Annotated in this window: 22 protein-coding genes; 11 read left to right on the top strand and 11 right to left on the bottom strand. The window is 72.7% G+C overall.

Annotation, left to right across the window (positions count from 1 at the left end; translation table 11 throughout):
• Positions 1-78: 78 nt before the first annotated feature.
• Positions 79-1053, bottom strand: a complete 975-nt coding sequence (gene dapD, locus ABID81_RS04070; protein WP_354593539.1) for a 2,3,4,5-tetrahydropyridine-2,6-dicarboxylate N-succinyltransferase — start codon at positions 1051-1053, stop codon at positions 79-81.
• A 75-nt stretch (positions 1054-1128) separates the two neighbouring features.
• Between dapD and dapE the strand changes: the two genes are divergently transcribed.
• The 3 genes from dapE to ABID81_RS04055 all read left to right on the top strand — a co-directional run bounded on the left by dapE (position 1129) and on the right by ABID81_RS04055 (position 3712).
• Positions 1129-2202, top strand: coding sequence for a succinyl-diaminopimelate desuccinylase (dapE, locus tag ABID81_RS04065; RefSeq protein WP_354593538.1), 1074 nt, complete (start codon positions 1129-1131; stop codon positions 2200-2202).
• Positions 2187-3458 (top strand): hypothetical protein, encoded by a 1272-nt coding sequence (locus tag ABID81_RS04060; protein ID WP_354593537.1) that lies wholly within the window; start codon positions 2187-2189, stop codon positions 3456-3458. Before dapE ends, ABID81_RS04060 begins: the two co-directional genes overlap by 16 nt.
• A gap of 83 nt (positions 3459-3541) precedes the next feature.
• Positions 3542-3712, top strand: coding sequence for a DUF3117 domain-containing protein (locus ABID81_RS04055; RefSeq protein WP_082486829.1), 171 nt, complete (start codon positions 3542-3544; stop codon positions 3710-3712).
• A 131-nt stretch (positions 3713-3843) separates the two neighbouring features.
• On the opposite strand, the gene ABID81_RS04050 is transcribed toward ABID81_RS04055, so the two are convergent.
• Positions 3844-4470 carry an O-methyltransferase gene (locus ABID81_RS04050; RefSeq protein ID WP_354593536.1) on the bottom strand — a complete coding sequence of 209 codons (627 nt, stop codon included), beginning with the start codon at positions 4468-4470 and terminating at the stop codon, positions 3844-3846.
• A 69-nt stretch (positions 4471-4539) separates the two neighbouring features.
• Between ABID81_RS04050 and ABID81_RS04045 the strand changes: the two genes are divergently transcribed.
• Positions 4540-4947 (top strand): twin-arginine translocase TatA/TatE family subunit, encoded by a 408-nt coding sequence (locus ABID81_RS04045; protein ID WP_354593819.1) that lies wholly within the window; start codon positions 4540-4542, stop codon positions 4945-4947.
• A gap of 102 nt (positions 4948-5049) precedes the next feature.
• On the opposite strand, the gene ABID81_RS04040 is transcribed toward ABID81_RS04045, so the two are convergent.
• Complete coding sequence (locus tag ABID81_RS04040; RefSeq protein ID WP_354593535.1) at positions 5050-5964, bottom strand: LysR family transcriptional regulator; 915 nt, start codon at positions 5962-5964, stop codon at positions 5050-5052.
• 189 nt (positions 5965-6153) lie between these two features.
• Between ABID81_RS04040 and ABID81_RS04035 the strand changes: the two genes are divergently transcribed.
• Positions 6154-6276, top strand: a complete 123-nt coding sequence (locus tag ABID81_RS04035; protein ID WP_255349746.1) for a hypothetical protein — start codon at positions 6154-6156, stop codon at positions 6274-6276.
• A gap of 195 nt (positions 6277-6471) precedes the next feature.
• On the opposite strand, the gene ABID81_RS04030 is transcribed toward ABID81_RS04035, so the two are convergent.
• Genes ABID81_RS04030 through ABID81_RS04020 form a run of 3 tightly spaced genes read right to left on the bottom strand, consistent with a single transcriptional unit; the run spans position 6472 to position 9527 of the window.
• The gene (locus tag ABID81_RS04030) at positions 6472-7644 is read right to left on the bottom strand and encodes a P-loop NTPase (RefSeq protein ID WP_354593534.1); all 1173 of its coding nucleotides are present in this window, start codon (positions 7642-7644) and stop codon (positions 6472-6474) included.
• On the bottom strand, positions 7637-8218 hold the full coding sequence (locus ABID81_RS04025; protein ID WP_354593533.1) for a DUF1003 domain-containing protein: 582 nt from the start codon (positions 8216-8218) through the stop codon (positions 7637-7639). Before ABID81_RS04025 ends, ABID81_RS04030 begins: the two co-directional genes overlap by 8 nt.
• Positions 8205-9527: a magnesium transporter MgtE N-terminal domain-containing protein gene (locus ABID81_RS04020; RefSeq protein ID WP_354593532.1), complete on the bottom strand. Its 1323-nt coding sequence runs from the start codon at positions 9525-9527 to the stop codon at positions 8205-8207. Before ABID81_RS04020 ends, ABID81_RS04025 begins: the two co-directional genes overlap by 14 nt.
• Before the next feature lie 71 nt (positions 9528-9598).
• Between ABID81_RS04020 and ABID81_RS04015 the strand changes: the two genes are divergently transcribed.
• The 4 genes from ABID81_RS04015 to ABID81_RS04000 all read left to right on the top strand — a co-directional run bounded on the left by ABID81_RS04015 (position 9599) and on the right by ABID81_RS04000 (position 12506).
• Entirely contained in the window at positions 9599-10099 is a 501-nt protein-coding gene (locus ABID81_RS04015) for a YflT domain-containing protein (protein ID WP_354593531.1), read from the top strand.
• A gap of 17 nt (positions 10100-10116) precedes the next feature.
• On the top strand, positions 10117-10755 hold the full coding sequence (locus ABID81_RS04010) for a hypothetical protein (protein WP_354593530.1): 639 nt from the start codon (positions 10117-10119) through the stop codon (positions 10753-10755).
• A gap of 114 nt (positions 10756-10869) precedes the next feature.
• The gene (locus ABID81_RS04005; protein WP_502915173.1) at positions 10870-11691 is read left to right on the top strand and encodes a YcnI family copper-binding membrane protein; all 822 of its coding nucleotides are present in this window, start codon (positions 10870-10872) and stop codon (positions 11689-11691) included.
• Positions 11688-12506: a copper resistance CopC family protein gene (locus ABID81_RS04000; protein WP_354593529.1), complete on the top strand. Its 819-nt coding sequence runs from the start codon at positions 11688-11690 to the stop codon at positions 12504-12506. Before ABID81_RS04005 ends, ABID81_RS04000 begins: the two co-directional genes overlap by 4 nt.
• A gap of 77 nt (positions 12507-12583) precedes the next feature.
• Here the strand turns inward: ABID81_RS04000 and ABID81_RS03995 are convergent, their stop codons facing one another.
• Together ABID81_RS03995 and ABID81_RS03990 are read right to left on the bottom strand one after the other, a co-directional pair.
• The gene (locus ABID81_RS03995) at positions 12584-14104 is read right to left on the bottom strand and encodes an aminopeptidase P family protein (protein WP_354593528.1); all 1521 of its coding nucleotides are present in this window, start codon (positions 14102-14104) and stop codon (positions 12584-12586) included.
• Positions 14105-14148: 44 nt separating this feature from the next.
• Positions 14149-15180, bottom strand: a complete 1032-nt coding sequence (locus tag ABID81_RS03990; RefSeq protein ID WP_354593527.1) for an endonuclease/exonuclease/phosphatase family protein — start codon at positions 15178-15180, stop codon at positions 14149-14151.
• Between the two features lie 81 nt (positions 15181-15261).
• On the opposite strand from ABID81_RS03990, the gene ABID81_RS03985 reads away from it, so the two are divergent.
• Entirely contained in the window at positions 15262-16116 is an 855-nt protein-coding gene (locus ABID81_RS03985) for a PHP domain-containing protein (protein WP_354593526.1), read from the top strand.
• 86 nt (positions 16117-16202) lie between these two features.
• Here ABID81_RS03985 and ABID81_RS03980 read toward each other — a convergent pair whose 3' ends face one another.
• Positions 16203-17654, bottom strand: a complete 1452-nt coding sequence (locus tag ABID81_RS03980; protein WP_354593525.1) for a DEAD/DEAH box helicase — start codon at positions 17652-17654, stop codon at positions 16203-16205.
• A gap of 84 nt (positions 17655-17738) precedes the next feature.
• Here ABID81_RS03980 and ABID81_RS03975 point away from each other — a divergent pair, with 84 nt between their 5' ends.
• On the top strand, positions 17739-18458 hold the full coding sequence (locus ABID81_RS03975; RefSeq protein ID WP_354593524.1) for a ferritin-like fold-containing protein: 720 nt from the start codon (positions 17739-17741) through the stop codon (positions 18456-18458).
• 53 nt (positions 18459-18511) lie between these two features.
• Here the strand turns inward: ABID81_RS03975 and ABID81_RS03970 are convergent, their stop codons facing one another.
• A complete protein-coding gene (locus ABID81_RS03970) occupies positions 18512-18808 on the bottom strand; it encodes a hypothetical protein (protein ID WP_354593523.1) in 297 nt (98 codons plus the stop codon).
• Positions 18809-18810: 2 nt separating this feature from the next.
• Positions 18811-19035, bottom strand: a complete 225-nt coding sequence (locus ABID81_RS03965) for a DUF3107 domain-containing protein (RefSeq protein ID WP_354593522.1) — start codon at positions 19033-19035, stop codon at positions 18811-18813.
• Positions 19036-19154 lie beyond the last annotated feature (119 nt).

Raw genomic sequence — 19154 nt, 5'->3', positions numbered from 1 at the left:
GGATCACTCCTGGAGTCGTGCCCGTCTTCTGTCGTTCGGGCACCGAGCGGCCTCGGCCTCGGCCGACGGGAGCCGGGCCTAGGCGTGCAGCTGCGAGTTCAGGGTGATGCCGTGGCCCTTGCGGGGGAGCACCTCGACGGCACCGGTCAGCGAGTTGCGGCGGAAGAGCAGACCGGGCTGACCGGAGAGCTCGACCGCCTTGACGGTCTGGGGCGAGCCGTCGTTGGTCGGGGTGCCGCCGACGACGACGACCTTGGTGCCGGCCGTGACGTAGAGGCCGGCCTCGACGACGGTGTCGTCGCCGATCGAGATGCCGATGCCGGCGTTCGCGCCGAGCAGGGCGCGGGCACCGATGGTGACGCGCTGGGTGCCGCCGCCGGACAGGGTGCCCATGATCGACGCGCCGCCGCCGATGTCGGACCCGTCACCCACGACGACGCCCTGCGAGATGCGCCCTTCGACCATCGACGAGCCCACCGTGCCCGCGTTGAAGTTGACGAACCCCTCGTGCATGACCGTGGTGCCCGGTGCCAGGTGCGCGCCCAGGCGCACGCGCGACGCGTCGGCGATGCGGACGCGGTCGGGCGACACGTAGTCGAGCATGCGCGGGAACTTGTCGATGCCGGTCGCGACGATGCCCGCACGCTGAAGCGACGGACGCAGCCGCGCGAAGTCGTCGGGGTGCACGGGCCCGGCGTTCGTCCACGTGACGATCGGCAGGTGTCCGAAGAGGCCGTCGAGGTTGATCGAGTTGGGCTTCACGAGCAGGTGGCTGAGCAGGTGCAGGCGCAGGTACGCGTCGGGGGTGGACGCAGGAGGCGCGCTCAGGTCGACCTCGACGGTCACCGGGACGAGCTCGACGGCACGGCGCTCGTCGGGGCCGGCCGCGTCGGCCAGCTCGGCCGGGGCGATCTCGGGGTCGCGGTCGGCGGGCAGCGTGCCGAGCCGGGGGGAGGGGAACCAGGCGTCGAGGGTGGTGCCGTCGTGCGAGACGGTCGCGAGGCCGTACCCGTAGGCGTGGGTCGGGGCGGTGGCGGTGGCGTCGGAGGTCATGGACCGAGCGTATCGGCAGCCGCCGACGACCCGGCTCGGAGGCGACCCGGGCCGTCGGCCCGTAAACTCGCCCGCATGGCACCGATCGACCTCTCCGTCTCGCCCGTCGACGTCACGAGGCAGCTCTGCGACATCCGTTCCGAGTCGGGCGACGAGCGCACGATCGCCGACGAGATCTGGGCCACCCTCGAGGGGTGCGACCACCTCGACCTCTTCCGCGACGGGGACGCGATCGTCGCCCGGACGCAGCTGGGTCGGGCCTCGCGGGTCGTCGTCGCCGGCCACGTCGACACGGTGCCGATCAACGACAACGTGCCCACCCGCCACGAGACCGACGGCGGCGTCGAGTACCTCTGGGGTCGGGGGACCGTCGACATGAAGGCCGGCTGCGCCGTGCACCTGCGGCTCGCGGTCGAGCTGACCGAGCCGAACGTCGACGTGACGTGGGTCTGGTACGACCACGAGGAGGTCTCCGACGCGCTGAACGGCCTGGGGCGGCTCGCCCGCCTGCGGCCCGACCTGCTGGCGGGTGACTTCGCCGTGTTGGGCGAGCCGAGCAACAGCGGGGTCGAGGGCGGTTGCAACGGCAACCTCCGTGCCGAGATCCGCACCTTCGGCGCCCGGTCGCACAGCGCCCGGTCGTGGGTGGGCGACAACGCCATCCACCGGGCCGCACCGATCCTCGACGTCCTGGCCGCCTACGAGGCGCGCGAGGTCGAGGTCGACGGCCTCGTCTACCGCGAGGGCCTCAACGCCGTCGGGATCACCGGCGGCGTGGCCGGCAACGTCATACCCGACGAGTGCATGGTCCACGTGAACTACCGGTTCGCGCCGAGCCGCAGCGCCGACGAGGCGGTCGCGCACGTGCGCGAGCTCTTCGAGGGCTTCGACGTCACGATCGTCGACCTCGCGCCGGGCGCCCGGCCCGGCCTCGACGCGCCCCTGGCGCAGCAGTTCCTGAAGGCGGTCGGCGGCGAGGCGAAGCCCAAGTACGGCTGGACGGACGTCGCCCGCTTCTCGGCGCTGGGTGTCCCGGCCGTCAACTACGGACCCGGCGACCCGATGCTCGCCCACCACGACGACGAGCGGGTGCCCGTGCAGCAGATCCTCGAGAACGAGCGCGGACTGCGGGCGTGGCTGACGGCCTGACCGTCGACGAGGTGGGTCGCGCCTCCTCGTCCCCGCCGCCTCGTCGCGACCCACGACGCCCGACGTCGTGGTCGTGGCGGCTGATGCTGCGCTACCGGCTGACACCCTGGTGGGCCAGGGTGCTGGTCGTCTTCGCGCTGTCGCGGGTGTTCAGCACGGTGGCGCTGCTGACCTTCGCGGGTGCGCAGCAGGCGAACGCCTGGACGCTCGCCGGCCCCGACTACGGCAGCTTCGCCACCATCTGGGACGGCCACTGGTACTACATCATCGCCGTGGTCGGGTACCCGAGCGACCTGCCGGTGACGGCCGACGGCCACGTGGGCGAGAACGCCTGGGCGTTCATGCCCGCCTACCCGTTCGTCGTCCGCGGTCTCATGGCCCTGACGGGGCTGCCGTTCGCCACCCTGGCGGTCGTCGTGTCGGTCGCCTGCGCGGCCGCCACCGCGCTGGTCTTCTACCGTCTGATGCGCCACTCGCTGTCGGAGTCGACCTCGCTCTTCGCCGTCGTGCTGTTCTGCGTCGCCCCGCTCTCGCCCCTGCTGCAGGTGGCCTACGCCGAGTCCATGTTCCTGCTGCTGCTGTGCGCGAGCCTGCTGATGCTCGTCCGACGGCAGTACCTGGCGATGCTGCCCGTCGTGCTCGTGATGTCGTTCACCCGACCCGGGGCGCTGCCCCTGGCCCTGGCGATCGGACTGCACGGACTGCTGCGCTGGTGGCACCGGTACGACGACCCCTTCCCGACGCGCGAGCGCGTGCGGGTGGCGGTCTCGGCCGGCGCCACGGCCGTCCTCGGCGTCGCCTGGCTCGTGGTCGCCGGGGCCGTGACGGGCGTGCCGGGGGCCTACACCGAGACCGAGCTCGCCTGGCGGGCGCCGTACATCGGCTACGGGCCGCTCGTGCCCTTCACCCCGTGGGTCGACGGGGCGAACTGGTGGTTTCCGGGTGGTTCCGGCATCGCCCTGCTCGCCGTGGCCGTGCTCGCCTTCGCCGCCCTGATCCTCTCGCCCTGGGCACGTCGGACCAGCGTCGACCTGCGGCTGTGGGGGGTCGCCTACGCGCTCTACCTGCTCGCCGTGTTCTTCCCGCAGTCCAGCACCTGGCGGCTCCTGATGCCGTTGTTCCCCCTGCTGGGCGTGCTCGCGGTGCCGCGGTCGAAGGTCTACCGGGCCCTGGTCGTGGCGGCCTTCCTGGCGGGCCAGTGGGTGTGGCTCTACTACTGCTGGTGGGTGAACGGGTACGACTGGACGCCACCGTGATCGGCGGTCGGGGGCGGTCGTTTAGGTCGAGGGCAAGAAATCACGGATAATAGGACCAGCAACTCGCGAAAGGGGACTATCTGATGGCAGCCATGAAGCCGAGGACCGGCGACGGGCCTATGGAGGCCGTTAAGGAGGGTCGTCTCATCATCGTGCGTGTCCCGCTCGAGGGTGGGGGGCGCCTCGTGGTGTCGGTCAACGACGACGAAGCCAAAGAGTTGCACGACGCCCTCGCCGGCGTCGTGAACGCCTAGTCGGCCACCTCCTTAACAACCCCGGACGCCCCGCCCGTCGCACCTGCGACGGGCGGGGCGTCCGTGCGTCCGGGCCTGCGAGGGGCGTCCGGGCCTGCGAGGGGCGTCCGGCGCAGACGCCGGAACGGCGCTCAGCGCTTGACGAGCGAGAGCAGGCCGTCGCCGGCGGTCGAGAGCGAACTGATCACGGCGGGTGACGTCGAGACCTCGGTGAGCAACGTCCGGAACCCCGTCGTCGTGGGGTCGCGGACGGCCGGGTTGGCCACCTTGCCGTGCCAGAGCGCATGGGCGACGAGCACGATGCCCCCGGGGCGGGCCAGCCTCAGGCCGTGTTCGACGTACTCGATGACCGACCCGGGGTCGGCGTCCACGAAGACGATGTCGTACGAGTTCTCGTTCATCCGCGGCAGCACGTCGGTGGCGTGGCCGGCGATGAGGCGGAACCGACCGGCCGGCACGCCCGCCCGCAGGTAGGCGTCGCGAGCGGCCTGCTGGTGCTCGATCTCACGGTCGATGGTCGTCAGGACGGCCCCGGGTGCGCCGGACAGCAGCCAGAGGCCGCTGACGCCCAGGCCCGTGCCGACCTCGATGATCGACGTCGCGTTCGAGGCGGCCGCCACGACGGCCAGCTGGGCACCGACCGCCGACGAGACGGCCTCGACCCCGACCTCGAGCGAGTGCTGTCGAGCTTCGGCGATGGCGTCGCTCTCGGTGACGAGTTCTTCCGCGAACTTCCAACTTGACTCTATCTGCGACACACCCACTCCTCGAAAGGCCAACTCTAGGGGGTTCCCCGAGTCGTCACCGGTTAGTCTGCATGCGTGTCCATGTTCGGTCTGACGTTCGACAAGCTGCTCATCATCGGTGTGCTCGCGGTCTTCCTGCTCGGGCCCGAACGCCTGCCCGGTTACGCCTCGAAGCTCGCCCAGCTCGTCCGCACGGTGCGCGACATGGCCGACGGGGCGAAGACCCGCATGCGCGACGAGATGGGCCCCGAGTTCGACGACGTCGAGTGGCAGAAGCTCGACCCCCGCCAGTACGACCCGCGTCGCATCATCCGTGACGCGTTGCTCGACGGGCCCGACGGTGCTCCGAAGCCCTCGGCTCCGAGCATGGCGACCGCCGGTGCCGCGGCCGCGGCGGTGTCCGCGGGGTTGCCCGGCGGCCGGTCGTCGGGGTCGGTCGTGCCCCTCGCCGTGGGCGAGGTGCCGCCGTACGACTCCGAGGCGACCTGACCCGGTAGAGGGACGACACGACCCGGTGACGGGGCGACCCGACCCGGTCGCGTGGGCGCGCCTCCTGACGGTGGCGGGAACGCGCGGCGAGGTGGCGTCCGCTCAGACGCCGCCGTGGACGGCCGCGACGCGTGAGGCCTCGGCTCGCAGGGCGTCGACCACCCGGCGGACCGACGGGCGCTCGGCCCGGTCGCGTCGCAGCAGGGCCGACACCCACCGCACGGCCCGGATGCTCTCGAGGGGGATGAGCACCATGTCGTCGCGGGCGTCCCTGGCCGTGAAGCGGGGCAGCACGGCGATGCCGAGACCGGCCCCGACGAGCGACTCCGTCACCTTGGTGTCGCTGAAGCGCTGGGCGACCCGCACGGGGCTGCCGGTCACGCGCTCGATCTCGCGGTAGACCCACTCGAACGGGAAGTCGTGCGGCACGCCGATCCAGTTCTCGCCCTCGAGATCGCCGGGCGCGAGCGAGGCGCGTCCGGCGAGGCGGTGGTCGGCCGGCAGCGCGATGTCGAGGGGCTCGGTGAGCAGCGGCACCGTGACTAGGCCTCGACCCGGCCAGGGCTTGTCGTCGGACGAGTGCGCGATCACGACGTCGTGGTCGGCGGCCAGTTCGGGGAACTCGCGGATCGACGGGTCGTGGTCGCTCGCGACGACGACGAGGCCCGGCGTCTCGGCCACCGTCCGCAGCAGGCCGGGCAGCAGCATCTGCCCGCCGGTGGGGAAGGTCGCGAGGGTGACCTCGCCCTGGGGGGTCGCCACGAAGTCGTCCCAGACGGCCTGGGCGCGCTCGAGGGCCACCGCCACGTCGGTCGCCGTCTGCGCGAGCACGCGTCCCGAACCCGTGAGCACGATGCCGCGGCCGACGCGTTCGGTGAGGGCGACCCCGGCCTCGCGCTCGAGCACCTTCAACTGCTGCGAGACGGCGCTCGGGGTGCGGTGCGTGGCCCGCGCGACGGCGGCCACGCTGCCGCGTTCGGCGAGCTCCCTGAGCAGTTCGAGGCGCTTGACATCCATGTAGCAAAACTACTCTGTTTCGGTAGAAACGTGAGATTGATCTAACGCTTCGTCGGGCGCATCATTGAAGAGTCCCCGGAGCGCGCCGTAGCGCTCCCGAGCTCCGGTCGACCTGGTCCCGGGCTCGGTGGCGAATCCCATCACACCACGCAGAACCGCGCGTCCACCCGCGCCAGAAAAGAGTGCATCATGCTCACCGGAATCATCGTCCTCGTCATCGCCGCCGTCGTCGGCATCGCCGGCTCGCTCGTCTCGGTCGCCCGTGACGGCTTCCGGGCCATCCCGACCAAGACCTACAACCGCTGGTCGTAGTCGACTCCGCGTCGGCCGGCTCGTCTCCCTCCTGAGCGAGCCACCGTCGCGTGTGCCGCCCCTGTGCTGGGGTGCGGCACGAGCACGTCAGGGCCCTCCGGGCCGGACGCTGTGACGAAAGGGCACCTCGCCGCGCGAGGTGCCCTTTCTGCACGTCCGGACCCGGCGCCCACGGTCAGGCGGCAGCGAGCCGGGTCAGCTGACGCTGAGCCCCAGCTTGCGGCCGGCCAGGCCCCGGGCCCGGACGGCCAGGCTGCCCGCCAGCGCGTCGATCGCGGCCGCCGCGGGGTCGCCGGGGGACGCGACGACGACGGGCACGCCGTCGTCTCCGCCCTGCCGCAGGCCCAGGCTGAGCGGCAGGCTCGCGAGCAGCGGCACCTCGGCCTCCTGCCCCGCCGACAGGCGTCGAGCCGTCTCGGCACCGCCACCCGAGCCGAAGAGCTCGAGGACGCTGCCGTCCGCCTGCGGCAGTCCCGCCATGTTCTCGACGACGCCGAGCAGGCGCTGGCCGGTCTGACGGGCCACGAGGCCGCTGCGTTCGGCGACGTCGGCGGCGGCGGGCTGGGGCGTCGTGACCACGAGCACCTCGGCGTGCGGCAGCAGCTGCCCCACCGAGATGGCGACGTCGCCCGTGCCGGGCGGCAGGTCGAGCAGCAGCACGTCGAGGTCGCCGAAGTACACGTCGGTCAAGAACTGCTGGATCGTCCGGTGCAGCATCGGCCCCCGCCAGGCGACGGCCGTCGAGGCGTCCTCGACGAACATGCCGATCGAGATGACCTTCACGCCGTGCGCGACCGGGGGCAGGATCATGTCGTCGACCCGCGTCGGCTTGACCGAGGCGCCGTCGGGGCCGACGAGACCGAGCAGCCCGGGGATGCTGAAGCCGTAGACGTCGGCGTCGACGATGCCGACGGCGAGGCCGCGGGCCGCCAGCGCGACGGCGAGGTTCGCGGTGACGGTGGACTTGCCGACACCCCCCTTGCCGCTGGTCACGGCGTAGACCCGGGTCAACGTCTCGGGGCCGAACTGCATGCCCCGGGCGGCCCGCCCGGCCCGCAGCTTCTCGGTGAGGGCGTGCCGCTCGTCCTTGGTCATCACCGTCACGTCGACGGTGACGTCCGTGACGCCCGGCACCGAGGCGGTCGCCTCGCGGACGTCGCGCTCGATGGTGTCGGCGGCGGGGCAGCCCACGATCGTGAGCTTGACGCCCACCGTGGCCGCGCCTCCCGGGCCGACGACGACGTCGCCGATCATGTCGAGCTCGGTGACGGGCTTGCGGATCTCGGGGTCGAGCACGCGACCGAGCGCGCGACGCACGTCGTCGGGCGTCGGGGCGGACGGGCGGTCGGGCGTGACCGGCTCAGCCACGGTGGCCGTCGTGCCGGGCGTCACGCCGTGCGGACGACGAGGAGGCGCGGGCCGGCTCGGCGGCGGAGCCGTCGCCGTCGTCGCGTCGGTCGAGCTCGTCGAGCAGCGACCGCAGTTCGGCTCGGATGAAGTCCTTGCTGGCCATGTCGCGGATGGCGATGCGGAGGGCGACGACCTCACGGGCGAGGTACTCGGTGTCGGCGAGGTTGCGCTCGGCGCGTTGGCGGTCCTGTTCGAACTGCACGCGGTCGCGGTCGTCCTGACGGTTCTGTGCGAGCAGGATGAGCGGGGCGGCGTAGGACGCCTGCAGCGACAGGATCAGCGTCAGCGCGGTGAAGCCGATGGCGGCGCTGTCGAACCGGATGCCCTCGGGGGCGACCGTGTTGTAGATCATCCAGACGACGCAGAAGAGGGTCAACGCGATCAGGAAGTACGGGGTGCCCATGCCGCGGGCGATCGACTCGGTGGCGCGGCCGAACCGGTCGCTGCTCACGCGCTTGCGTCCGGGCAGCACCCGGGTGCGCAGGCCCTTCGGGGCGTCGAGGCGGACGTCGTTGCGGTTATCGCGTGCCATCGTCGCTCCTCGTGGCCTGGCCGATCGCGGGGCGGCGGACGCGACCACGCGATCGGGTGGCGGTCAGCGGCTGGTCGGGGTCTTGACTGCGCCAGTCGTCCGGCAGCACGTGGTCGAGGACGTCGTCGATCGTGACCACCCCGACCAGTCGGTGGGCGGAGTCGACCACGGGCACCGAGACGAGGTTGTAGGTGGCCATGACCCGGGTCACCTCGAGGGCCGTCGCGTCGACGCGCACCGGTTCGGTCGTCTGGTCGAGGATCGTGCCGAGGCGTTCGTTGGGCGGGTAGCGGAGCATCCGCTGGAAGTGCACCATGCCGAGGAACCTGCCGGTGGGGGGTTCGTAGGGCGGCAGGACGACGCAGACGGCGGCACCGAGGGCCGGGGCCAGCTCGTGGCGGCGGATCAACGCGAGCCCCTCGGCCACGGTCGCGTCGGCCGACACGATGACCGGCTCGGTCGTCATCAGGCCGCCGGCCGTGTCGGAGTCGTAGCTGAGCAGCATGCGCACGTCGTCGGCCTCGTCGGGCTCCATCAGCGTCAGCAGCTGTTCGGTGCGCTCGTCGGGCAGCTGGGCGATGAGGTCGGCGGCGTCGTCGGGCTGCATCTGGTCGAGGACGCTCGCGGCCCGGTGGTCGTCGAGGCCGGTGAAGATCTCGACCTGCTCGGCCTCGGGCAGTTCTTCGAGCACGTCGGCGAGGCGGTCGTCCGACAGCTCGCCGGCCACCTCGAGCCGTCGCTCGGGCGTCAGGTCGAGCAGCGTGTTCGCGAGGTCGGCGGGCACCAGGTCGGAGTACGCCGCGATGAGGTGCTCGGCGCTCTGCGACTCGCCCGGGCCCGACTCTTCGACGACGTCGTCCCACGCGGCGAACGCCGTCGGTGCCTTGACGAACGGTGACGGTGACGCCTTCGGCTTGCGCAGGAAGAGCTGGCCGACCTCCCAGTCGCCCTCGCTCACCTCGTCGATCGCGACGTCCTCGATGGTCGCGTGACCGCCGCCGTGCCGGAACGACACCCGGCGGCCGAGCAGGTCGGCGATGACCCTGGTCTCGCCGCCCCGTTGTTCGAAGCGACGCAACGTGATGACCCCGTTGGTGATGATCTGACCCGAGCCGATGCTCGTCACGCGGCCGATGCCGACGAAGACGCGTCGCTTGCCGGGGACCTCGACGACGAGGCCCACCACGCGGGGTGCGCCCGAGCGGCGGTAGACCACGAGCACGTCGCGGACCTTGCCGACCTTGTCGCCGGCGGGGTCGAAGACGGAGCAACCGGCCAGCCGGGCGACGAAGACTCTGGTTGCACTCACGCGTCCAATTTAGTCGCTCGCGCCGCCGCCGCCGTCGGGGGCTCGGCGGGGGCACCGTGTTTAATGGCCTGATGACGAACCCGGGCCCCGTGGGGCGACGTCCGCCGCTGGTGCCCACCCTGCCGCGGGGCGACGTCCTCGGCACCTACGACACGTATCCCGACGCCCAGCGCGTGGTCGACCGTCTGTCGCAGGCCGAGTTCCCGATCAAGCGCCTGGCCATCATCGGCAACGACCTCAAGACCGTCGAGCGGGTCACCGGACGGCTGAGCTACGGCCGTGCCGCGCTGGCGGGCGCCGTCACGGGCCTGTGGCTCGGCGTCTTCTTCGGACTCGTCATGCTCGTCTTCGCGACCGAGACCGCCACCGCGGCGACGGTCGGCGCGGCCGCCCTGCTCGGTGCGGGCTTCGGCATGCTCTACGGCATCGTCAGCTTCGCGATCACCCGACGTCGTCGGGACTTCACCTCGACCCACCAGGTCCTCGCCTCGAACTACCAGATCGTGGTCGACCCCGAGGTCTCCGGGCAGGCGCGCGAGATCCTCGCCCGTCCCGAGACCTCGCGCCGCTGACGTACCCTGGTGTCGACATGGCACGCCACGACCCCACCACGACGGCCACCCGCGCCGAGCGCTTCGCGCGGGGCTGGCTGACGGCCGGGGCGTCCACGGTCGTCGCGGCCTTCTCGCACGTGGCCGGTGGCGGCATGCAGCCGGGCCTGCTGGGGGTCGTCCTCGCGCTCGCCGTGGCAGTGCCGGTCTCGATCGCCCTGGCGGGCGTGCACCTCTCGACCGTGCGGCTCGCGGTCGCGGTCGCCCTCAGCCAGGTCGCGTTCCACCTGCTCTTCTCCCTCGGGGCGTCGGACGTCGGCGGGGCCTCGGCCTCGGGCGGCCACCACACCGCACTCGTAGTCTCGGCCGCCGCCGACGGGGCGGCGTCGGGCGGCGTCGCGCCGGGCATGGTGATGGGCGGTCCGGCGATGTGGCTGGCCCACGCCCTGGCCGCGGTCGTCACGATCGTCGCGCTGCGGCGGGGTGAAGGCGCCGCGTGGGGCCTCGTCCGACTGGCCGTCCGCGGGCTGACCGTGGCGCGCCTCCTGATCACCGGGCAGCGCCCGGACTCCACGGTCGTCCGCCGCGCGCCCCGCCCCACGGGCGTCCTCGCGCGCCCACCGGGGCGACGACACCTCACGGCCCTGCCCCGTCGCGGCCCGCCCTGCCCTGCCTGACACCCACCCCGTCGACTTCCGTCGACGTCCCACCCGTCGAGCGCACGTCGCGCCGTCGGGCCCCTCGTCATGCACCGCAGACCGATCGCCTCGGCGATCCGAAGGACCAGAACCGTGAACCACCGCATCCCTTCCGCATCCACCACCACCCGACGACCGACCGCCGTCGTCGCCCGGTCGGCCGCCGCCCTCGGGGCCGCCGCGCTCCTCGCCCTGGCCGCGCCCCTCGCGGCGTCGGCCCACGTCCACGTCGAGCCCGGCCAGGCCGACGCCGGCTCGTACGCCACGCTCACCTTCAAGGTGCCGAACGAGTCGGCGACCGCCGGCACCGTCGGCGTCGTCGTCGACCTGCCCACCGACACCCCGTTCACGTCGGTGTCGTACCAGCCGACGCCGGGCTGGACGACCGAGGTGACCACGAGCACGCTGCCCGAGCCGGTCGACCTCGACGGCACGACGATCACCGAGGCGCCCACGCAGGTGACCTGGACGGCCGAGGGCGACACGCAGATCGCTCCCGGGCAGTTCCAGCAGTTCGTCGTGTCGGCCGGAGCCGTGCCCGACACCGGGTCGATCGCGCTGCCCACCCACCAGCGGTACTCGGACGGCACCGTCGTCGACTGGGCCGACGCGACGCCGGCCTCCGGCGAGGAGCCGGAGCACCCCGCGCCCACGCTGTACGTGAACGACGCCCCGCCGACCGACGAGCACGCCGGCCACTCCTCGGACGACGACGCGACGACCGCCGGGGTCGGCACGTCGGACGACTCGGCGTCCGGTGCGGGCGACGGCACCGTCGGTCCGCTCTCGATCGGCCTCGGCATCGGCGGTCTCGCCCTCGGCGCCCTCGCCCTCGTGGTCTCGGTCGTGGCGCTGACCCGTCGGCCCCGGGCGACGGCGACCGGCGGCACGAGCCGTGGCGGGGTGGACGCGTGACGCCCGCGCGCCGGCGGGCACCGCGCCTCCTCGGGGTCCTCGCGGTGGTCGGGCTCGGCGCGGCGACCGCGGCACTCGCCCTGGCGCCCGCGGGGTCGGCCTCGGCCCACGACTACGTGGTGAGCAGCAGCCCCTCCGCCGGGTCGACCGTCGACGCGGCACCGGCGACGGTGTCCATCACCTTCAACGACGTCATCCTCGACCTCTCGGGCACCGGCAGCTCGAACGTGCTCGAGGTGACCGACGCCTCGGGTCTGCACTACGAGGACGGCTGCTCGACCACGTCGGGTCCGACCCTGACGACCGGCGTCGCGCTCGGTGCCGCCGGCGACTACACGATGACCTACCAGGCGGTCTCGGCCGACGGTCACACCGTGTCGGACGCCGTCCCGTTCACCTACGCCCCCGCGGCGGGCGCGACCGAGGCATCCGGTTCAGCGACCCGCCCCGCGTGCGACGGCACGGCAGGCTCGGGAGGCGCGGGTGGCGCCACCGAGGCACCCACCGCCGACGGGACCGACGCGGCCTCGCCGTCGGCGTCGCCCGAGCCCGAGATGACGACCCTGGCCACCCCGGGTGACGACTCCGGGGCGACGTCCGCCGCCGCGCCCGAGTCGGGCTCGGTGAACGCCGGTCTCGTCATCGGCATCGCCGTCGCCATCGTCGTGCTGGCCGCGGCCGGCGTCGCGATCGCGATCGTCACGGGACGCCGACGGGACGCCTCGCCCGCCGAGGACGAGTCCGACGCCGACGCCGACGCCGACACCGACACCGACGAGGCGTCACGGTCGGGCGGCTCGACCGGCCGACCGTGACGCCGGTCGGCTGATCACGTCGGACACGGACCGAGGGCCCCGGGTGCGTCGCACCCGGGGCCCTCGCTCGTCTCGGGTCAGTCGCGCGAGATCCACGCCTCGACGTCGGCGACCGAGCGCGGGATGCCGACCGAGAGGTTCTCGGCCCCGTCGGCGGTGACCAGGATGTCGTCCTCGATGCGGACGCCGATGCCCCGGAACTCCTCGGGCACGGTCAGGTCGTCGGGCTGGAAGTACAGGCCCGGTTCGATCGTGAACACCATGCCGGGCTCGAGCACCCCGTCGAGGTAGAGGTCGCGGCGGGCGGCGGCGCAGTCGTGCACGTCGATGCCGAGGTGGTGGCTCGTGCCGTGGACCATGTAGCGACGGTGGTACTGGTGGTCGGGCTGCAGCGACTCGTCGGCCGAGACCGGCAGGAAGCCCCACTCGGCCGTGCGCTCGGCGATGACCTTCATGGCCGTCGCGTGGATCTCGCGGAAGGCGATGCCCGGGCGGACGATCGCGAACGCGGCGTCGGCCGCCTCGAGCACGGCCTCGTAGACGAGGCGCTGCACGTCGGTGAACCGCCCCGACACCGGGAGCGTGCGCGTGATGTCGGCCGTGTACAGGCTGTCGAGCTCGATGCCCGCGTCGATCAGGATGAGGTCGCCGTCACGGACGACGCCGTCGTTGCGCGTCCAGTGCAGGACGCAGGCGTGCTCGCCCGAGGCCGCGATGGTGTCGTAGCCGACCGTGTTGCCGTCGGCCCGGGCACGGCGGTTGAACGTGCCCTCGACGAGGCGTTCGCCGCGCGGGTGGGCGACGATGTCGTCGAAGTCGGCGATCACGTCGGTGAAGCCCTTGCCGGTGACCGTGACGGCCTCGCGCATCTGGGCGACCTCGTAGGCGTCCTTGACGAGTCGGAGCTCGCTCAGGTCGCGGGCGAGGTCGGCCGACGTCGCGCGCGCGGGGGAGCCCTCGGCGTCGGCACCCTCGGCGTCGCCGGTGGACGCGGTGACGGGGGACCGTTCGGCGGCGGCCTCGACCACGGCGTCGAGGCGGCGGGTCAGGTCGGGGTCGGCGTCACGGACGACGAGGGTCTCGGCGTCGGTCGTGCTGACGACGGCCTCGAAGTCGGCGAGGTCGCGGGTCGCGAGGCCCAGGTCGGCGGCGACCTGGGTGAGCGAGGGGCGGGCACCGATCCAGAACTCGCCGATCTCGGGGTTGGCGTAGAACTCGTCGGAGTCACGCCCGGCGCTCGCGCGCAGGTAGAGGGTGGCCTCGTGACCGTCGGCGGTGGGCTCGAGCACGAGCACCGAGCCGGGCACCGTGTCGGAGCCCCAGCCGGTCAGGTGCGAGAAGGCCGAGTGGGCGCGGAAGGGGTAGTCGCAGTCGTTCGAGCGGACCTTCGCCGAACCGGCCGGCACGACGAGACGGGTGCCGGGGTGCAGCGCCGACAGGCGGGCGCGACGGTCGGCGGCGAAGGGCGCCTGTTCGCGCGGCTCGGGCAGCACGTCGGGGCGGTCGGCCCACTGCGACGAGATGTAGTCCTTGAACGTGTCCGACCCGGGGGTGGTGGAGCGGTTGGTGGTCGCGCGCGGCGCCTTCTGATCAGCCATGCCCCCATTGTCCCGCTGAACGGGCGTCACGCCCAGTCGGAGGGTCAGGCTCCGGTGCGGCTGAGCTGTGCGACGACGGGCCGGTGGTCGCTGCCGGCGTCGTCGAGGTCGGTCACCACGCGGAAACCCGTGGTCAGCCACTGGTCGGTGGCCATGACGTGGTCGATCGGTGCGCCGAGCAGCGGGGGCACGTCGGTCGGCCAGGTGCCGACCCCGGCGTTGGCCGTCGCCGCGGCCGCGTCGCGGCAGGCGCCGAGGTCGCCGCCGTCGGAGCCGAGGCCGGCGAGGTGGTCGAGCGTGGCGTTGAAGTCGCCGGCCATGACGACGTCACCCGAGCGGCAGACGTCCGCCAGGTAGCCGAGCCCGGCCCGCCACTGGTCCATGTGGTCGGGGGTGGGCGAGACGGGGTGGGCGGCGACGATCGTCGGCCCCTCGCCCGAGACGGGGGTCGCGACCACCGTCGGCAGCACCGGGGTCGTCCGGTCGTCGGTCACGCCGTCGCCGCCGATCTCGACCTGGTAGTCGCCGAGCGCCGCGCTGATGAGCAGGGTCGTCGACCGGCCGCTCGCGACCTCGTCGTACGCGACCGTGTGGACCCACATCGGCTTGCCGGCCGCACCCATCGCCTCGGCCACGGCGACGCCGACCTCCTGTCGGGTCTCGGGCAGGGCGATGACGTCGGCGCCGACCTCGGTGGCGAGGGCGACGACGGCGTCGGCCCCGGTGGCCGCGCCGAGCGTGTTCCACGACAGGACCGTGAGGTCGGTCGGGGTCTTCTCCACGAAGTCGGTGCGACCGAGCCCCCGCGCCGTCACGACGCCTGCCGAGAGGGCGCCGAAGACCAGCAGCAGCACGGCCGCGCTGGCCGTCAGCGACCGGATCGGGCGCGCGACGAGACCGAGCACGAGCAACAGCACCATCAGGACGACGGCCACGGCGGCGGCCACGAGTCGGAAGGACACCACCTGGCTGACCGGCAACGTGCGCTGCAGGCCGACGGCCTGGGGCCAGAGGGCGACCAGCAGTGCGGCGGCGACCGCGAGGACGATGACGAGGGCGACGAGACGACGGATCATGGCCCTTGGAGCCTAAGGGACGGCTGGCGCCGGTCGGCCACCGCACGGTCGGCTCGGATGCGCGCCGCCTACGATGGGAGGATGCCCACGCGCCTGGTCGACCTGCACACTCACTCGAGCGTGTCGGACGGCACCGAGACCCCGGCCGACCTCGTCGCCTCGGCGGTCCGGGCGGGACTCGACACGGTCGCCCTGACCGACCACGACAGCACGGCGGGCTGGGCCGAGGCGTCGGCCGCCGCGGTGGGCACGGGTCTGACGCTCGTGCCCGGCATGGAGCTCAGCACCCGCCTCGGGCTGAACAGCGTGCACATGCTCGGCTACCTCTTCGACCCGACGCACCCCGGACTCGTGGCCGAGACGGCCCGCCTGCGCGACAGCCGGCTGCACCGGGCCGAACGCATCGTCGAGCGCATCGCCGCCGACTACGACCTCACCTGGGGCGACGTGCTCGCGCAGGCCAGCTCGGGCGCGACCCTCGGCAGGCCGCACATCGCCGACGCCCTCGTCGCCAAGGGCTACGCCCCCGACCGCAGCGCCGCCTTCGCGGGCATCCTGCACTGGCGGTCCGGGTACTACGAGCCGCACGAGGCACCGAGCCCGTTGATCGGGGTCCGCTTGATCCGCGAGGCCGGGGGAGTCCCCGTGATCGCCCACCCGGCCACCCGGGGCCGCGAGCCCAACGTGTCGAGCGAGGGCTTCGAGGCGCTCGTCGACGCCGGCCTGCTCGGCGTCGAGGTCGACCACCGCGAGAACACGCCCGCCGGTCGGGCCCGCCTCCTCGAACTCGCCGAACGGCACGACCTCATCGTGACCGGGTCGAGCGACTACCACGGCGACGGCAAGCCGAACCGGCTGGGCGAGAACACCACCGACCCCGGGCAACTCGAGCGGATCGTCGACGCGGCGACCGGGTGGGTGCCCGTCCGCGGCTGACGCGACCGGCGCCTCCTCGGCCCCGGGGCGTGACGTACGAGACCCCCTCGACGCGGACGTCGAGGGGGTCTCGTGGTGGCTCGGACTCAGCCCTGGGGCTGCGACGACGAGTCGCCCGCGGGCCGGCGGCGGCGGTTGCGGCTGCGCTTGCGCGGTGCCTCGCCCGCCCCCTCGGCGGCCGGGGCCGCGGTGTCGGACGCCTGCGCGGCGCCGCGGCCCGTGGCCGACGGCTCGCCCGACGTGCGGACGGGGGCGTCGCCACGACCACGGCCACGACCGCGGCCCTGGTCTCCTTGGGGGCCGCCGGTGCGCTCGCGCGAGCCGGTCGAACCCGACTTGACCGCCGACAGCGAGGTCGCACGCAGGCGCCCCTTGGTGCCGGCGGGGATGTCGAGGTCGGTGAAGAGGTGGGGGCTCGACGAGTAGGTCTCGACGGGCTCGGGCTGACCCATGTCGAGGGCCCGGTTGATGAGGGCCCACTTGTGCAGGTCGTCCCAGTCGACGAAGGTGACCGCGATGCCGGTCTTGCCCGCACGGCCCGTACGACCGGCGCGGTGCAGGTAGGTGTCGTGGTCGTCGGGCACGGTGTGGTTGATCACGTGCGTGACGTCGTTCACGTCGATGCCTCGCGCCGCGACGTCCGTCGCGATGAGGATGTCCTTCTTGCCGGCCTTGAAGGCGGCCATGGCGCGCTCGCGCTGCTCCTGGTTGAGGTCGCCGTGCACGGCGGCCGCGTTGAAGCCGCGGTCGTTCAGCTCTTCGACGAGCTTGGCGGCGGCACGCTTGGTGCGCGTGAAGACGACGGTCTTGCCGCGACCCTCGGCCTGCAGGATGCGGGCGATGACCTCGTCCTTGTCGAGCGAGTGCGCCCGGTAGACGACGTGCTTGATGTTCGCCTGGGTCAGGCCCTCGTCGGGGTCGGTCGCCCGGATGTGGATCGGCTTCGACATGAAGCGACGGGCCAGCGCCACGATCGGGCCGGGCATCGTCGCAGAGAACAGCATGGTGTGACGCGTGGCGGGCACCTGCTGGAAGATCTTCTCGATGTCGCTCAGGAACCCCAGGTCGAGCATCTTGTCGGCCTCGTCGAGGACGACCTCTTGCACCTCTTTGAGGTTCAGGAGGCGCTGACCGGCCAGGTCGAGGAGGCGCCCGGGAGTGCCGACCACGATCTGCGCGCCGGCCTTGAGCTGTTCGACCTGGCCCTCGTAGGCCTTGCCGCCGTAGATGCTGACGATCTTCGTCGCGCGGTTCGACGTGGCGAGCTCGAGGTCGTCGGCCACCTGGACGCAGAGCTCGCGGGTGGGGACCACGACGAGCACCTTGACGCCGGGTGCCGGGTCGAGGCCGATGCGCTGGATGATCGGGAGGCCGAAGCCGAAGGTCTTGCCGGTGCCCGTCTTGGCCTGGCCGATGATGTCTTGGCCGGCGAGGGCGAGGGGGATGGTCTGGGTCTGGATGGGGAAAGGTTCGAGGATCCCCTTCGACGCCAGAGCGTCGACCATGTCGGGGTCGATCGCGAGGTCAGTGAATGTCAAAGTGTTGCCCTGTCTCATATAGGGGGATGCGTCGAGTTTAGCCCGTCGCGACGGGCGGCCTCTCGGACCCCGTAAGATGTGGGCGTGGTGTCCTGGCCCGGTCGAGGTGCGAAGCGCGGCGTCCCGTCCCTGCAGTGGCCGCGGCCCGCCGCGAAGCCGACCCCCGTGGCCCGCGTCGAACTCGACCAGTTCACGCCCGACCTCCTGGTCTTCCTGGGCCACGCGGCCTACCTCGAACTCGCCCTGTTCGAGACCCTCGGGCGGTCGTCGGCGTTCGCCCCCGACGTGCGGGCCAAAGAGACGACCGGCCGCATCGCCGAGACCACCCTGGCCCGCCATCGCGGGCTGGTGGCCGAGATCGAACGCTCGGGGCACGACGCCACCGAGTCGATGGAGCCCCACATCGCCGCGATCGACGAGTTCCGGGCCCGCACCGAGGGCACCGACTGGTACGAGGCCATCGTCGCCGACTACGTCGCGGCGGGACTGCTCAACGACGTCTTCGTGCGGCTGGCGGCGGGGCTCTCGTCCGACCACCACAAACGCATCGTCTCGGTGCTCGAGGCACACGACGACGCCCCCCTCGTGGTGCGGGAGCTGTCGGCGGCCATCGAGGCCGATCCGCGCCTCGCCTCGCGACTGGCCCTCTGGGGTCGACGCCTGGTGGGCGACACGCTCCTCGTCGCCCGGGCCGCCGTCGCCGCGTCGCACGTCTCGGCCGACGACGAACGCCTCGAGCCGGTGTTCACCGAACTGATCGCCGCCCACACCCGCCGCATGGACGCGCTCGGCCTGACCGCCTGAGGCCCGGCCGGTGGCGCGGGCACCCGCCGGCCTGGCCGACCGGGAGGTCCGGGTCAGGCCGTGGTGCGCAGCAGTCGGGCGAACTGCTCGGTGTCGCGAGCACGACGGCGGGTCGCCGCGGCGCGGCACGCGACGATCGCCGCGACGCCGGGCACCACGAGAGCGACCACCCAGATCCAGCCACCGTCGGCGGGCCACCCGGCCCAGGTCAGAGCCTCCCACACGATCGCCGCCACGACGGCGCCGACGGCCGGAGCGAGCAGGACCCCGCGCGTGTCGGCTGCGGGGAGGGCGTAGTGCAGGACGAACCCGAGGATCGCACCCCCGAGGACGATGAAGAGGAGTTCCACGATCAGCTCACGAAGCCGACCTTGCGGCTCTCCTCGCTGCCGACCTCGACGTAGGCGAGCGACGCCGTGGGCACGAGGTACGTCTTGCCCTTCGAGTCCGCGAGCGTGACGAACGACTTGCCGCCGTCGAGGGCGTCGCCGACGACCTTCTCGACCTCGGCCGCGGTCTGCGACGTCTCGAAGCTGATCTCACGGGGGCTGTTGGTGATGCCGATGCGAATGTCCACGACGTAAAGATATCCGACGGGCCGGTCGCCACGGCCCCGCGTTCACTGACGGCGCACAACCCGCCCCCGGTCGGCCCTCCGCTCCCGGGTCCGCCGTCGATGTCGGTCGGAGCCGATAG

Origin of the sequence: Frigoribacterium sp. PvP054 (genome assembly GCF_040547465.1) — a bacterium.
Taxonomy (GTDB): Bacteria; Actinomycetota; Actinomycetes; order Actinomycetales; family Microbacteriaceae; genus Frigoribacterium.
The sequence above is the reverse complement of the archived record's forward strand: the minus strand, read 5'-3'. Positions and strand labels throughout refer to the sequence as shown.

Excerpts from the sequence above, each read along its gene's own strand:
- dapD (WP_354593539.1), bottom strand. The coding sequence starts at position 1,053 with ATGACCTCCGACGCCACCGCCACCGCCCCGACCCACGCCTACGGGTAC.
- dapE (WP_354593538.1), top strand. The coding sequence starts at position 1,129 with ATGGCACCGATCGACCTCTCCGTCTCGCCCGTCGACGTCACGAGGCAG.
- ABID81_RS04055 (WP_082486829.1), top strand. The coding sequence starts at position 3,542 with ATGGCAGCCATGAAGCCGAGGACCGGCGACGGGCCTATGGAGGCCGTT.
- ABID81_RS04045 (WP_354593819.1), top strand. The coding sequence starts at position 4,540 with ATGTTCGGTCTGACGTTCGACAAGCTGCTCATCATCGGTGTGCTCGCG.
- ABID81_RS04040 (WP_354593535.1), bottom strand. The coding sequence starts at position 5,964 with ATGGATGTCAAGCGCCTCGAACTGCTCAGGGAGCTCGCCGAACGCGGC.
- ABID81_RS04035 (WP_255349746.1), top strand. The coding sequence starts at position 6,154 with ATGCTCACCGGAATCATCGTCCTCGTCATCGCCGCCGTCGTCGGCATC.
- ABID81_RS04025 (WP_354593533.1), bottom strand. The coding sequence starts at position 8,218 with ATGGCACGCGATAACCGCAACGACGTCCGCCTCGACGCCCCGAAGGGC.
- ABID81_RS04015 (WP_354593531.1), top strand. The coding sequence starts at position 9,599 with ATGACGAACCCGGGCCCCGTGGGGCGACGTCCGCCGCTGGTGCCCACC.
- ABID81_RS04010 (WP_354593530.1), top strand. The coding sequence starts at position 10,117 with ATGGCACGCCACGACCCCACCACGACGGCCACCCGCGCCGAGCGCTTC.
- ABID81_RS03995 (WP_354593528.1), bottom strand. The coding sequence starts at position 14,104 with ATGGCTGATCAGAAGGCGCCGCGCGCGACCACCAACCGCTCCACCACC.
- ABID81_RS03990 (WP_354593527.1), bottom strand. The coding sequence starts at position 15,180 with ATGATCCGTCGTCTCGTCGCCCTCGTCATCGTCCTCGCGGTCGCCGCC.
- ABID81_RS03985 (WP_354593526.1), top strand. The coding sequence starts at position 15,262 with ATGCCCACGCGCCTGGTCGACCTGCACACTCACTCGAGCGTGTCGGAC.